The sequence below is a fragment of the Bacillus norwichensis genome (assembly GCF_014836955.1).
Lineage (GTDB): Bacteria > Bacillota > Bacilli > Bacillales > Bacillaceae_C > Siminovitchia > Siminovitchia norwichensis.
Genome location: NZ_JACSPV010000033.1, coordinates 1 through 14,475, shown reverse-complemented (window position 1 = coordinate 14,475; position 14,475 = coordinate 1). Strand labels below are relative to the sequence as shown.

The window sequence follows — 14,475 nt, the reverse complement described above, 5'->3', positions numbered from 1 at the left end:
CGGTAGATGCATTAGATTTTCAGAGGAGATGTATTGAGATTAAAGCTCGTTAAAATCTGGCGCAAATACGCCGAGGCGCATTTGATTAACAAATGGAGGGACGGAAAATGGGGATTAGAACAGGAGCAGATTACATTAAAGGAGTTCAATCAAGGCAACCGGAGGTATGGCTTCGCGGTGAAAGAATAACAGATGTTTATAATCATCCGGTTTTTACGCAGCCGATTAAAGAGTTTGCCAGGTTATATGACATGCAGCATGATCCTGAGTACCAGGAAGAAATTACTCATATTTGTGAGGAAACAGGAGAAAGAGTCAATAATTCGTTTCTTATTCCAAGGGATGGAGAAGATCTGCAAAAGCGCAGACGCGTATTCGAAATCTGGGCTGAAGCCACTTTTGGGCTGATGGGGAGAACCCCGGATTTCTTGAATGTAGTCCTCACTTCCTTTGCGACGAATGATTGGTTCTTCAGGGAGTATGGAGAAGACCGCTACGGTGAGAATATCATTAATTATTACAGATATGTAAGGGATAACGATTTATTTCTCACACATGCAATTGTGAATCCGCAAAATGATCGAAGCAAATCTTCGCATGAACAGGAATCTGAATACTCTCACCTAGGAGTGGTAAGAGAAACGGAAGATGGATTAATTGTCCGCGGTTCTAAAATGCTGGCAACGCTTGCGCCTATTACTGATGAAGTGATTATTTATTCTTATCCTAGCTTTAAGCCAGGTGATGAAAAGTTTGCCATCTCGTTTGCTTTGCCAATCGATACACCTGGTTTGAAAATCTACTGCCGTGAAGAGACTCAGGATGGAAAACGTTCAACGTGGGATCACCCACTTGCTTCAAGGTTCGAAGAAATGGATGCAGTATTAGTCTTTGATGATGTTCTTGTTCCTTGGGAGCGTGTATTTATTAATCAAAATGTGGAGGCTGGCAACTTATTGTATCCGAAAACAGGGGCCAATTTGCAGCCTTCTCATCAGTCGGCTGTAAGGGGACTAGCCAAAATCTCTTTTGTCACTGATGTGACATGTGCCATTGCAGATTCCATTGGAGTAGACGGGTTTCTGAACGTTCAAAATCAGTTGTCTGAACTGATCCAAGGTGTGGAAACCATAAGAGCATTGGTGCGCACTGCTGAGCGGGAATTTACTATCACGGAACAAGGAGAAGCGATTCCAAATATTGTACCGCTGGAAACTGTTCGTGGTTTACTGCCTAATATGTATCCGAGAGCAATAGAGATTCTCCAGACAGTTGCTGCAGGCGGCCTCTTGATGTCACCAACAGGAGCAGATTTTAATAACCCAGAAATAGCCGATGATATGAATAAGTATTATACTGGGCGTTCAGGTATCTCATCTGAAAAGAGAGTACGTTTGTTCAAGCTGGCTTGGGATTTGAGTGGAGAGGCGTTTGGTCAAAGGCTATTACAATATGAGCGCTATTATTCAGGAGATCCAGTTCGCAAAATGGGAATGTTCTACAATGTGCATAAGAGGAATAATCCTTCTTATCCTCGTGTGGATCGTGCCTTGGAAGAATCCTTGTTGATGTCTGATGAATATAAAAGCAAAATGAAAGAATTAACCAAATAACGTTCCGATTTTTAGGGCTGAAATGAGGGAGATCAGTTGAGAGTTCACCAAAACGAAGGTCTTATACTATCCGGGTCGGTTGTTGCCATCGGGGCTTTTGATGGGGTACATCGCGGACATCAAACCGTCATCCGTGAAATGGTAAAGAATAGCCGCTCCGAGGGCGTAGCGAGTGTAGTGTATACATTTTATCCGCCTCCTCGAGCGTACTTTCAGGGAGCTCAGATACTGACGAATCCGAATGAAAAGCTAAAGCTTTTGAAGGATTTAGGTGTAGATCATGTTGTGCTCGCTAAATTTGATGAACACTATTTGCAACGGACGCCGGATGATTTTATTAATGAGTTATCTGTGATGAATCCAAGGTCAATCATAGTTGGAGATGATTTTAGGTTCGGATATGAGCGGGGTGGGGATGTTTCTCTTTTAAAAAAACATTTCCTCGTCAACCCGATTCATCCTATTTGTTGTGCGAATGGAGAACGAATTTCCTCCAGTAGAATCAGAGAATTGATTTTACAGGGGAAGCAGGATCAGGCTTTGCCTCTGCTTGGGTGGGCGTAGTGATAAGGTAAGTTGACACAAGTCTCCCAATTCTATAAGTGGTGAACTGATTGCATATGATATTCCATTCAGTGGGGGTTGCAAGTCCGGCTAATTAAGCTCAAAGCCCTCGAAGGATCACAGATTTTCAGAGGAATTTATCGAGCGAAGCTTGATATAATCTTGGCGCAAATAGGCCAAGGTGCATTTGATAAGGAGGGATAGGTATGGGGTTACAAATTAATCATATTGATCCGAAAAAAACAGCTTTATTGGTCATTGACATGCAAAATGATTTTGTCGCATCAGGAGCGCCGCTGGAGACTGCGATGGGACAAAAGTTGCTGCCGAGACTCAAGGATGTTCTGGAGTTTTCAAGGACAAAAGGAATTTCGGTGATCTATACAGCACATGTTCACCGCGAAGACGGATCCGATATGGGATTGTACGGAGATATCTATCCACTTGTTGCTGATAGAGCCTGCTTAATTGATGGCACACCGGGGACAGAGATCTATCCTGAAGTCGCTCCTTTGGAAAATGAAATTGTGATTAAAAAACATCGATACAGTCCCTTTTTCGGTACTAACTTGGATATAATCCTGCGGAACCAGGAGATTGAGAATGTGGTGATTGTAGGACTGACAACAGAAGATTGTTGTTTTGCGGCAGCGCGGGATGCGATGTATAGAGGATATAAGGTCGCTTTTCTATCAGATGTGACAGGTACCTATGATTATGGAGATATTGGCTTCGGAAAGGTTCCAGCAGAGGAAGTTCACCGCGTATGTTTAACAATTTTGGGAGGATCTACCGCTCATGTTATGAAGGCGGATGATTTTATGCAGAAGGTTGAAGGTACGGAGGAGGTTGAGCGGGTGTAGGGTGGATTTGAGATAACTTATCTAAAGGTGTTGCTTGGCTTGTAGAGGTAGATAGTTTTTCTCTACAAGCTTTTTATGGCACATTTGCTATTTACCCAAAAATACATTAAAGGAAAAACTTTAAGGAATTTTTAGCTTATTTCATATTGTGAAATAATACGACCATATAAAGAATGCCCTTTCATTATACTAATCTTAAATAAAAAAACTTCTAAGCTAGGAGGCGCATCCAGCTGAAATTAAAAATGAATGCGCTTTATTTAGGAGGATTTAGAATGGAGGGTATTAATTATGACAAAAGACACAATCAGGACGTTTGAAGCATTTAGTCTAAAGGGATGGATTGAGGAAAACAAAGATCAGCTGCAGCCGCCGGTGAACAATAAAGCTTTATGGCAAGACTCTGATTTCATTTACATGATGGTTGGTGGACCAAATAAACGCCGTGATTTCCACGTCAGCCCTGCTGAAGAGTTTTTTTATCAGATTGAAGGAGACTGTTATGTTGAAATCATTAATGATGAGGGAAAACGCGAGGTGGTCACTGTCAAGGAAGGGGAAGTGTTCTTGCTTCCAGCCAACGTACCGCATTCCCCGCATCGAGTAGCTGACACATATGGTCTTGTAATTGAGAAAATGCGTGGGCCTGGACAATTAGAGGATATGGTTTGGTTCTGTGACAAGTGCGATCATGAATTGCATCGTATTACCATGCAATTGACCAATATTGAAACTCAACTAAAAGCCGGTATTGAAGAATTTAATAGCAGCGAGGATCTTCGCACGTGTGACAATTGCGGCCATGTTATGCCTGAGGAAGTAGGCTTGTGGAAATGAGGGTAGATTTCCACACACATATTATTCCAGAAGACATCCCAAATTTTGTCGAAAAATATGGGGGCGGGCGCTGGCCGGTATTGGAAAAAACTTGTTCTTGTGGAGCCAATATTATGGTTTCTGGAAAGAATTTCCGTGAGGTTACCGATCAGGTTTGGAGTCCACAAAAGCGAATTGAAGACATGGATAAAGAAGGGGTTGATATTCAGGTTTTGTCTCCGATCCCAGTCACTTTTTCTTACTGGGCAGATCCGGCCCAAGCGGAGGATTTTTCAAAAATACAAAATGATTTTATCGCTGAAACGGTAAAAGATCATCCGGATCGCTTCATTGGTCTTGGAACCGTTCCTATGCAGGATGCGAACACGGCTATACGTGAAATGAAGCGCTGCATCTTTGAGCTTGGCCTGAAGGGGATAGAAATTGGCACAAACGTTAATGGCCACAACCTAGATGACCCATCTTTTGCCGATTTTTTTGCTATCGCAGAGGAGTGGAACGTCCCACTCTTTGTTCATCCTTGGGAAACCCTAGGAAAGGAACGTTTTCCGCGCCATAACTTCATGTACACAGTTGGAATGCCGAGTGAGACGGCTTTGGCTGCATCCAGTCTGATCAATGGAGCTGTTATGGAGAAACATCCGAATCTGAAAGTATGCTTTGCACATGGCGGGGGAGCGTTCCCTTATATCCTGCCCCGTCTGGATCAAGGCTGGAATGTCTGGCCGAATATCCGAAAAATTGAAAAGCCGCCGAGCTTTTATGCTAAAAAGTTCTACTTTGATTCATTAAACTATGACCCAATGAATCTACAATATTTAGTTGACCGCTTCGGTCATGAGAAAATTGTCATGGGGTCTGATTATCCATTCTTGTTACGGGAGATTCCGCCAGGTAAGGTCATTGATGACACTTTCGGGCTAACCGAAGAACAAAAGAAAGCCATCCTTGGCGAAAACGCACTAGCTTTCTTAAATATCAATGTAAAGGAAGAATTGTTGAAATGACGAATCCTAAAGCAAATGTTGCAGATATATCTGAAACTCCTGAAAAAAGATTAGAACGACTCGGATTGGAGCTTCCATCTCTAAGACCAGCTGTAGGCTCCTATGTCAGCTGTGTGCGGACAGGAAATCTATTATTTACCGCAGGGCAGGGCGTGGATGAATACCACGGAAAGCTAGGCCGAGACTTGACAACAAAAGAAGGCTATAAGGCCGCCCAGCAGTCAATGCTTAATTTACTCAGCGTAGTCAAGAATGAATTAGGTGATTTAAGTAAGGTGAAAAGGGTTGTAAAAGTGCTGGGTATGGTGAACAGTACTGAAGATTTCACTGAGCAGCCGGTAGTCATGAACGGAGCATCTGATCTCCTTGGAAAAGTTTTCGGTGAAAAAGGTAAACATGGCCGGTCTGCAGTTGGGATGGCACAACTGCCTAACAATACAGCCATTGAAATTGAAATGATTCTTGAAGTGGAGGACGAGGAGGAATCAAGGTGACGAAACAGAAAGCATTGGAGAAAGCAAGAATACAAGATGCTAAGCTTTTTATAGACGGCCAATATGTAGATGCCCATTCTGGAGCCACGTTCGATTCCCTTAATCCGGCAAACAACCAAAGATTAGCTTCGGTAGCAAGTGCAGATGAAATTGATACGAAACGCGCTATCGATGTTGCCCAGCGGACTTTCACCAGTGGTATATGGAGCGGCATGTCGGTTGAAGAACGATCCCGTATTTTATGCAAAATGTCAGACCTTATTTTAGAGAAAGTGGATGAGCTTAGCTTTGTGGAGACGTTGGATGTTGGGAAACCGATTAAAGAAAGTCGGGACTTTGACATTCCGCGTGCAGCAGCGAACTTCCGTTTTTTTGCTGAAATGGCTAAGTATATCGCTCATGAACACTATGATATGAGCAGTCATATGTCTTATACCCAGTATGCTCCTGCAGGGGTCACCAGTCTGATTATTCCTTGGAATCTGCCGTTTATGCAAATGACTTGGAAAGCATCAGCCGCCCTGGCGGCGGGAAACACTATTGTTGTTAAACCGGCCTCTTATACACCTCTAAGTGCTGTCATGCTTGGGGAAATTGCCAACGAAGCTGGACTGCCTGCGGGTGTGCTGAATATCGTAACTGGACCGGGTAGTACGGTAGGTAAGGTGATGGCTAGCGAACCGTCTGTGCGCCGAATATCTTTTGTCGGCGAATCTGAAACAGGTAAGACTGTCATGGCTAACGCATCCAAGAGTCTCATTCCTGTTTCGCTGGAGCTAGGTGGAAAGTCAGCTAACATCGTTTTCGAAGATGCAGATTTGGATGAAGCAGTAGCCGGTTCGATTGAAGCGATATTCCGCAACCAAGGAGAAATCTGCTTAGCAGGGTCTAGAATTCTTGTGCAAGAAAGCATTTATGACCAATTTCTAGACAAGTTTGTCGAAGCAGTTCGCGCTATTAAGGTGGGAGATCCATTGGATGAATCTACTGATATGGGTGCTCTTGTCTCTCAAAGCCATTTGGAAACGGTTGACAAGTATGTACAGATTGGGCTTGAAGAGGGAGCAAAACTGGCGCATGGCGGTAAGAGGGTCGAAGGACTTGAAGAAGGAAACTTCTATATGCCGACTGTTCTATATGATGTGAATAACAAAATGCGAGTGGCACAGGAAGAAATCTTTGGACCGGTCCCAGTGATTATTCCATTTAAAACGGAAGAAGATGCTGTTGTTATTGCTAATGATTCCATCTATGGCTTAGCTGGCGTGGTCTGGACAAATGATTTAAGAAGAGCCCAACGAGTCTCATCAGCCATCAATTCCGGGCTATTGTGGGTCAATTGCTGGTATGTCCGTGATCTGCGCACACCATTCGGAGGTTCCAAAGCAAGTGGTATTGGAAGAGAGGGCGGAAGACACAGCTTTGATTTCTATACTGAGGCTAAAACAATCACAATAAAAAAATGACAAGACATAGAGAAAGGTGATCTCATCACCTTTCCTTTGTTTTACTTACTTTGTGGGGGGATAAAATTGACTACATTAGAGGACTATGCCAAAGAGCTGTTAAATGCTGAAGAAACCCGAAAAGAAGTGTCTCCTTTAACAGAACGTGATCCGTCACTAACGCTAAAAGACGCCTATCAAATTCAATTGGAGACAGTCAAATTAAAAAATGACCAAGGAAGAACAGCGATCGGCAAGAAGGTTGGATTAACGAGCGTAGCCATGCAGAAGATGCTTAATGTTGAAGAACCAGATTACGGGCATCTGTTTGATGATATGCAAATTAGAAATGGCAGCATAATTGATACAGCCGACATGATAGCTCCAAAGGTAGAAGCTGAGATCGGCTTCATGTTAAGCGAGGATCTGGTTGGTCCGAACGTAACCTATTTGGATGTCTTGATGGCCACAAAATATGTTATTCCTACTTTGGAAATCATCGACAGTCGCATCGCCGACTGGAAAATTAAACTGATTGATACGGTAGCAGATAACGGATCATCAGCAAAAGTGGTGTTGGGAGACCGGCAGACTGGCTTGGACAATACAAATCTGCGGACAGCGGGAATGGCACTTTATAAAAATGAAGAATTACTAGCTACCGGTTCCGGAGCAGCGGCTCTTGGACACCCGGCGGAGGCTATTGCTTGGCTGGCTAATAAATTGTATGACTTCGGCATCACTTTGAAAAAGGATGAGCTGATTTTACCAGGGGCTCTCTCCGCTGCCGTGGCGATTAAGGCCGGTGATTATGTAAAAGCTGATTTTGGCTCGTTGGGGTCCGTCAGTGTGACATTTAAATAGAAATGATATGAAAGGAGATATTTTATGGGAAAAGTAAAGGCCGCCATTATCGGCTCGGGAAATATCGGCACAGACCTGATGTATAAGCTTGAAAACAGTGATGTCATCGAATTAACGGCCGTGATCGGCATAGAAGAGCATTCTGAAGGTTTGAAAAGAGCGCAGAATAAAGGATACCAGACATTTTTTAATGGAATCCAGGCTCTTATTGATCATCCAGACCTTGCCGACATTGTATTTGATGCCACATCGGCCAAAGCTCATCTGAACCATGCGAAAATTTTAAAAGAGATGGGGAAAAAAGTAGTAGACTTGACCCCCGCTGCGGTAGGGCCATTTTTTAGCCCGGCGGTCGGCACCAAGTTCGGGGACGCTCCTGCAGATAACGTCAATATGATTACTTGCGGCGGCCAGGCAACGATTCCGATGGTGAACGCAGTGAATCAGGCAGCAGATGTGGTTTATGCAGAGATTGTAGCCACTATTTCCAGTAAAAGTGCAGGACCAGGTACTCGTACAAATATTGATGAGTTCACGCTGACTACCCGACGTGGAATCGAGGAAATTGGCGGAGCGGACAAGGGAAAGGCCCTTATCATATTAAATCCTGCGGAACCGCCGATTTTAATGAGAAATACGGTTTATTGCGAAGTGAAAGATATGGATGAACAAGCAGTTTTTGATGCCATTCATGCCATGGCCAAAAAAGTACAGGAATACGTGCCAGGTTACCGATTAAAACAGGAGCCTCTTATTGATGGGAATATCGTTACGATCTTTCTAGAAGTAGAAGGGGCTGGAGACTATTTTCCTTCATATGCAGGTAACCTTGATATTATGACAGCAGCAGCTGCAAGAGTGGGGGAAGATATTGCTCGCAGTATGATTGTCGTCTCTTAAGTCAGAAGATAATAATCGAATATGAAGGGAGTGCCTCTTATGAGTAGACCTGGAAAGGATATTAAAATTACAGAGGTTTCTCTACGTGATGGAAGTCATGTGGTGGCTCACCAGTTCACAGAGCAGCAGGTACGAGATGTGACTCGAGCATTGGATGATGCAGGTATGCATTATATAGAAGTCAGCCATGGAGACGGGCTTGGAGGATCTACAATCCAGTACGGGCGGTCTCTTGTAGATGAATTGAAACTGATTGCAGCAGCTGTTGAGGAAGTGAAGCAATCCAAGATAGCAGTTTTGCTGCTGCCGGGCATCGGTACAGTGCATGAGCTCAAAGAAGCCAACAAGTGCGGTGCGAAACTAGTCAGAGTGGCGACTCATGTAACAGAAGCAGATGTTTCAGCTCAGCATATCAATATGGCTCGCGAACTGGGAATGGAAGCTTTGGGCTTCCTGATGATGGCGCACTCTGCACCAGTCGAAAAACTAGTGGAACAGGCAAAATTAATGGAAAGCTATGGAGCTGAAGCAGTCTATGTTACTGATTCAGCCGGAGCTTTGCTGCCGCATGAAGTGCGGGAAAGAATAAGAGCCCTGCGTGAATCCCTTGATATCGAAGTTGGGTTCCATGGGCATAACAACTTGTCTGTAGCAGTTGCCAACACATTTGCTGCCATTGAGGAAGGAGCTACACGGATCGACGGCAGTGTACGCTGTCTTGGGGCAGGAGCAGGAAATACACAGACGGAGGTGCTGCTGGCGGTGATGGATCGGATGGGGTATGATGTCGGCATTGATTTATATAAAATGATGGACCTGGCGGAAGATGTCGTTGGTCCGATTATACCGGGCTCCCAAGAAATCAAAAAAGGCAGCTTGGCTCTTGGTTATGCAGGAGTATATTCAAGTTTTTTACTTCATGCTGAACGCGCTGGCAAGAAATTCGGAATCGACCCACGAGATATTTTAATAGAGCTTGGCAAAATGAACGTTGTCGGTGGGCAGGAAGATATGATATTGGATGTGGCAGCCAATTTGTCTAAAAAACAAACAGTGGAGGCATGATCATGTTATTAAAAACAAATGAGGATCAAGAGATTATTAACTATCTGTTATCTGCCGAACGTGAAGCTCGTGAAGTAGTCAAAATTACGGATACATATCCTGACTTGACGATTGAAAAAGCCTATGAGCTTCAGGATGGTCTTCTCACCCGCAGATTAAAAGAAAACCAAACGAAAACTGTCGGTATTAAACTAGGATTGACAAGCAAGGCTAAACAGGAAATGATGGGAGTCAATGAAGCTATTTATGGCTATTTGCATGCGGATATGCTGGCATACGAATGGGAAGCAATGAAAAGGTCGGAGCTAATCCATCCGAAAGCTGAACCCGAAATTGCCTTTTTTTTGGATAAGGATTTAGAAGGAGAAAATGTAACGGAAGAAGATGTCATTGCAGCAACCAAGTATGTAGCTCCAGCATTAGAAGTAATCGACAGCCGTTATAAGGATTTCCGATTCACTTTGACAGATGTTGTTGCGGACAATTGCTCATCTATCAAGTTTGTTGTGGGCAGCCAGTTGGTCAGTCCTCGTAAATTGGATCTGGGAAATATCGGTATGGTTATGTCAAAGAATGGAAAAGTAGAGCAGACTGGTTCGAGTGCTGCTGTTCTTGGTCATCCTGCTACAGCCATAGCATGGGCGGCCAATCAGTTGAGCAAACGAGGCAGAGGGTTTAAAAAGGGTGAAATCATCCTTGGCGGTGCCATGTCCGAAGCTATTTCTTTTGATTCAGGAGATACAATCGTAGCTCAGTTTAACGGGTTGGGCAGTGTCTTTTTCTATTGCCAATAGGGTATACAGGGGGATGTTATGCCAATCTTTCAAGTTCAAGTTTTAAAAGGTAGGAGCAGTGAGCAGATAAAAGGGCTAATTGCGGATGTAACGCAAGCTGCAGTAAAAAACCTTTCAGTCAAGCCAGAGCAAGTTAGGGTACTGGTAACGGAAATTGATCATAGCCATTGGGGGGCCGGTGGCCTCCCAATGAAAGAGATTAGGAAGACAAAAGGATTAAGCCAGGCGTAATAGAGAGCCTTACGATAAGAATCTTGCTCTCGGAACGTGTTTGTTTTCTATGAGGAGGCCCCAGTAGACTATAATAAAGCAAATTATAGAGCAGGATCAGAGTATATCAAGTGCCATTGTTACCGCGGAATTTGAGAAAGTTTAATATCTTTTCAATAATAATTATTTTGGATTACAAAGACAATTTTTAAAAAATGAAACACCTCTAAAAGCCGGAATGACAAAAAAGGAATTTGAGGTGAGACACTTGCAAGAAAATGATCGAATTAAGGAGATTATTGAAAGAGAAAAAGGACTCAACAAAGGATTGACCACGAAACAGCTGACCATGATTGCCATTGGCGGGGCAATTGGAACAGGATTGTTTTTGGGGAGCGGGCTGGCTATCAGCACAGCTGGACCAAGTGTAATTCTAAGCTATGCAATAGGTGCACTTATCGCTCTATTATTGATGGGAGCTCTTTCTGAAATGACCGTTGCCCACCCGACTTCTGGTTCATTTGGTGCCTATGCTGAACGGTATTTAAACACATGGTCAGGATTCTCTGTCCGGTATTCATATTGGTTTTGCCTTGTGTGTGCGGTAGGGACGGAAGTAACAGCGATTGCCATTTATATGAAATATTGGTTCCCCACGGTGCCTGGAATCGTATGGATCCTTCTTTTTGCCGGCCTTCTTATTTATGTAAATGCAACGAGTGTGAACATGTTTGGAGCAGTTGAATATTGGTTGTCTCTAATCAAAATTGTAGCGATTACTGCTTTTATTATTCTTGCAATATACGTAATCGTGGGTGCAGACAGTTCTTCTGAAATTGGTATACAAAACTATACAAATAATGGTGGGTTTTTCCCAAATGGATTTTGGGGTATGTGGATCGCTGTATTTATTTCACTTTTCAGTTACCTGAGTATTGAAATGATTGCGGTTAGCGCAGGGGAAGCGAAAGAGCCAGAGAGGGCAGTTCCTATCGCTTTAAAATCTGCGGTTGTAAGATTAGTATTGTTCTATATTGTATCTTTATCGCTTATGCTCATGATTGTTCCATGGGGTGTAGCGGGTATAGAAGTAAGTCCTTTTGTAAAGGTTATGGAAGTTTTAAATATACCTGGGGCAGCAGGTGTTGTAAACTTCGTTGTTCTGGTTGCAGCACTTTCAGCAATGAACAGTCAGCTATATACATCCACACGTATGATGTTTTCATTATCGCGAGCGGGTTATGCACCAAAGGTATTTGGAAAATTAAGTAAAAGATCCGTCCCAACATTGGCTCTAGCAACGTCCGTTATTGGTATTGCTATTGCAACCGTTTATACAGTTGTTTCGCCAGAAACAGCATTTACAACAATGATTTCTATCTCCAGCTTTGGAGCGATGTTTACTTGGTTTATGATTTTTATTACTCACCTGGCGTTTCGAAAAACTTGGAATGAAATCGGTGGCAGAAAGCTTCCGGTTAAAATGATCGGGTATCCTTTTTCATCTATTTTAGGTGCAGTTCTCGTTTTCTCTATCGTCATTTCTACTTGGTACTCGGAAAACTTCAAAGAAACGCTGATCTACGGAATTCCATGGTTAATTTTGATTACCGTTGTATACTTTATATGGAAAAAGATACAATCGAATCGGGCAGGGGCGGAAAATCAGGAAGATGCACTTTAATATTGGGGATGTTGAAGATCATCTGTGAAGAATGCTGACCCGTAATAGACGCGAATAAAGCGTCTTTAATACGATCAGATCGAATGTCTTTTATTACAGAAGGGGCGCACAGCAAAAAAGCTGTGTGCTTATTGATTTTATAAACGTATTTTACCTGATTCATCGTTTAGTTTTGCTGATTTAAAATCTCTTGTTCAGCGGTCGCTTTAATTAGAGAATTGCAGATAAGGAATGCACTTGGCAAATCAGAAGCAAAAGAATGAATAAAAGTGTCTTCGCTGATTCAAAAAGAAGCTATTTGCTGGTTTAGAGGGAAAGCCGTGTGGAAACATATTGGAGAAGCTTTGAACACCGTAGCAAAGCTGCATGTATTCAAACACTACTATGATAGAATATCTTTACATATGAGTTCGGATATTGTGTGAGGAGTGAAAGTTGAATGGTGGAAGAAAATATTTGTGAGCTGGAATTACGGGCTATTCTTGAAACATCAAATGATAATATTGTTATTACTGATGGGAAGGGAAAAGTAATAAGAAGTAGTCCTAATTGCCAATCTATATATGGATTGGCAATTGAAGAACTGATCGGAAAAACGGTCGATGATTTGGAGAAGATGGAGGTCTTTTCGCCATCAGTTACAAAAAGAGTGCTTCGAGAAAAGAAAGAAATCCAGGTGATGCAAAATACGCTCACGGGTCGCACAGTCATGGCAACTGCTATGCCTGTATTTGATGCAAATGGAGAAATCATTCGAGTTATCAGCTTCTCACATGATTTGACCGAGCTCCGCCAAATCAAGGAAGATTTTGAAGAACTGCGAGTCAAAATGGAATATTATCAGTCAGAAATTCAAGAGTTGCGGGATAAGGAACAATATACAGATGGCATTGTGTTAAAAAGCAAGGAGATGAGCAATGTTTGGCAGCTCATTCAGCGGGTGGCACTATCTGATGCAACTGTCGTGTTTCTCGGTGAATCAGGGGTCGGAAAAAACGTTTTTGCGAGGGCGATTCATGAAAAAAGTAGTCGCAGTAAGGAAGCCTTCATTGAAGTGAACTGCGGAGCCATACCGGAGACGCTATTTGAATCCGAGATGTTCGGATATGAAAAGGGAGCTTTTACTGGAGCAAGCAGGGAAGGGAAGCCGGGGCTAATAGAACTAGCCAATAAAGGTACGCTGTTTCTAGATGAAGTAGGGGAGCTGCCGTTAAATCTCCAAGCAAAACTTCTGAAGGTGATTCAAGAAAAGAAAATGACAAGAGTCGGCGGCACAGAGCCTAAACAGATTGACTTTCGGATTATTGCTTCAACGAACCGGGACTTGGCGGAGATGGTAAAGGAAGGGAAGTTCCGCGAGGATCTTTTTTATCGCTTGAATGTCGTCCCAATTACTATACCGTCTCTAAGGGAGCGGAAGGATGACTTGTTGCAATTATGCGAGTATTTTCTAGGGATGTTCAATGACAAGTACAGAACTGATAAGGTACTTCATGCGACGACAATCCATGAAATACTTGACTATAGCTGGCCGGGTAATGTTAGAGAATTAGAGAATTTAATGGAACGGCTAGTGATTACGACAGAAGATCGGATCATTTATCCTGTGGCCCTTCCGTTTCATGAGAGGCACTCTCCTTCCGTTGCTTATGAACAGGAAGAGGAAGAGCTTCCTGAACAGGCGGAAAACCTGCAAGAAGCATTACAAAACGTAGAAATCCGTTGGCTGAAAAGAGCTTATAGACAATATAAAACTACGTATGAAATGGCGGATTACTTAGGAATCAGCCAGTCAAGTGTTGTTAGAAAGCTGCAAAAATATGGTATTAATTCATAAGTGAATTTAAATCCGGATTAGCATCAATAAACCTCTCCTTGATGCAGATTCGGATTATTTTATTGGGATTTTCATATATGGAAGGCTTATACAGTTGGCATGCTCTTTGCTTAATAAGTTAGGGGTAAGCAATAATTTTAGGAGGTTAACCAATGTATAAGCCTAAAGACTCATCCCAATCTCCACGCTTTGTGGGACACAGGACTTTTATGAGATTGGAGCAGGTCAGAACAACTGATGATATTGACTTCGCTGTGCTTGGTGTTCCTTTTGACACGGCGGCATCCAACCGGACAGG

Annotated in this window: 14 protein-coding genes and 1 pseudogene; all 15 read left to right on the top strand. The window is 43.0% G+C overall.

Features of this window, described 5'->3' with window-relative positions:
* The first annotated feature begins 107 nt into the window (after positions 1 to 107).
* Positions 108 to 1,613 (top strand): 4-hydroxyphenylacetate 3-hydroxylase family protein, encoded by a 1,506-nt coding sequence (locus H9631_RS15905; protein WP_191814512.1) that lies wholly within the window; start codon positions 108 to 110, stop codon positions 1,611 to 1,613.
* Between the two features lie 36 nt (positions 1,614 to 1,649).
* On the top strand, positions 1,650 to 2,177 hold the full coding sequence (locus tag H9631_RS15900) for an FAD synthetase family protein (RefSeq protein ID WP_191814510.1): 528 nt from the start codon (positions 1,650 to 1,652) through the stop codon (positions 2,175 to 2,177).
* A 206-nt stretch (positions 2,178 to 2,383) separates the two neighbouring features.
* Positions 2,384 to 3,040 carry a cysteine hydrolase family protein gene (locus H9631_RS15895; protein ID WP_191814508.1) on the top strand — a complete coding sequence of 219 codons (657 nt, stop codon included), beginning with the start codon at positions 2,384 to 2,386 and terminating at the stop codon, positions 3,038 to 3,040.
* A gap of 291 nt (positions 3,041 to 3,331) precedes the next feature.
* Positions 3,332 to 3,877 carry a 3-hydroxyanthranilate 3,4-dioxygenase gene (locus tag H9631_RS15890; protein ID WP_191814506.1) on the top strand — a complete coding sequence of 182 codons (546 nt, stop codon included), beginning with the start codon at positions 3,332 to 3,334 and terminating at the stop codon, positions 3,875 to 3,877.
* Positions 3,874 to 4,884 carry an amidohydrolase family protein gene (locus tag H9631_RS15885; RefSeq protein ID WP_191814577.1) on the top strand — a complete coding sequence of 337 codons (1,011 nt, stop codon included), beginning with the start codon at positions 3,874 to 3,876 and terminating at the stop codon, positions 4,882 to 4,884. The genes H9631_RS15890 and H9631_RS15885 overlap by 4 nt, the downstream gene beginning before the upstream one ends.
* Positions 4,881 to 5,378, top strand: a complete 498-nt coding sequence (locus H9631_RS15880) for a RidA family protein (protein ID WP_191814504.1) — start codon at positions 4,881 to 4,883, stop codon at positions 5,376 to 5,378. The genes H9631_RS15885 and H9631_RS15880 overlap by 4 nt, the downstream gene beginning before the upstream one ends.
* On the top strand, positions 5,375 to 6,844 hold the full coding sequence (locus H9631_RS15875) for an aldehyde dehydrogenase (protein ID WP_191814502.1): 1,470 nt from the start codon (positions 5,375 to 5,377) through the stop codon (positions 6,842 to 6,844). The genes H9631_RS15880 and H9631_RS15875 overlap by 4 nt, the downstream gene beginning before the upstream one ends.
* Before the next feature lie 66 nt (positions 6,845 to 6,910).
* Positions 6,911 to 7,687: a 2-keto-4-pentenoate hydratase gene (locus tag H9631_RS15870; protein ID WP_191814500.1), complete on the top strand. Its 777-nt coding sequence runs from the start codon at positions 6,911 to 6,913 to the stop codon at positions 7,685 to 7,687.
* A 24-nt stretch (positions 7,688 to 7,711) separates the two neighbouring features.
* A complete protein-coding gene (locus tag H9631_RS15865) occupies positions 7,712 to 8,587 on the top strand; it encodes an acetaldehyde dehydrogenase (acetylating) (RefSeq protein ID WP_191814498.1) in 876 nt (291 codons plus the stop codon).
* 39 nt (positions 8,588 to 8,626) lie between these two features.
* Positions 8,627 to 9,652 carry a 4-hydroxy-2-oxovalerate aldolase gene (gene dmpG, locus H9631_RS15860; protein WP_191814496.1) on the top strand — a complete coding sequence of 342 codons (1,026 nt, stop codon included), beginning with the start codon at positions 8,627 to 8,629 and terminating at the stop codon, positions 9,650 to 9,652.
* A gap of 2 nt (positions 9,653 to 9,654) precedes the next feature.
* Complete coding sequence (locus H9631_RS15855; protein ID WP_191814494.1) at positions 9,655 to 10,446, top strand: 2-keto-4-pentenoate hydratase; 792 nt, start codon at positions 9,655 to 9,657, stop codon at positions 10,444 to 10,446.
* An 18-nt stretch (positions 10,447 to 10,464) separates the two neighbouring features.
* Positions 10,465 to 10,677, top strand: coding sequence for a 4-oxalocrotonate tautomerase (locus H9631_RS15850; protein ID WP_191814492.1), 213 nt, complete (start codon positions 10,465 to 10,467; stop codon positions 10,675 to 10,677).
* A gap of 247 nt (positions 10,678 to 10,924) precedes the next feature.
* Positions 10,925 to 12,340: an amino acid permease gene (locus H9631_RS15845; RefSeq protein ID WP_225221098.1), complete on the top strand. Its 1,416-nt coding sequence runs from the start codon at positions 10,925 to 10,927 to the stop codon at positions 12,338 to 12,340.
* A gap of 439 nt (positions 12,341 to 12,779) precedes the next feature.
* Positions 12,780 to 14,177, top strand: a complete 1,398-nt coding sequence (locus tag H9631_RS15840) for a sigma-54 interaction domain-containing protein (protein ID WP_191814488.1) — start codon at positions 12,780 to 12,782, stop codon at positions 14,175 to 14,177.
* Positions 14,178 to 14,329: 152 nt separating this feature from the next.
* Positions 14,330 to 14,475 (top strand): annotated as a pseudogene (locus H9631_RS15835) (agmatinase); the annotation flags it as partial.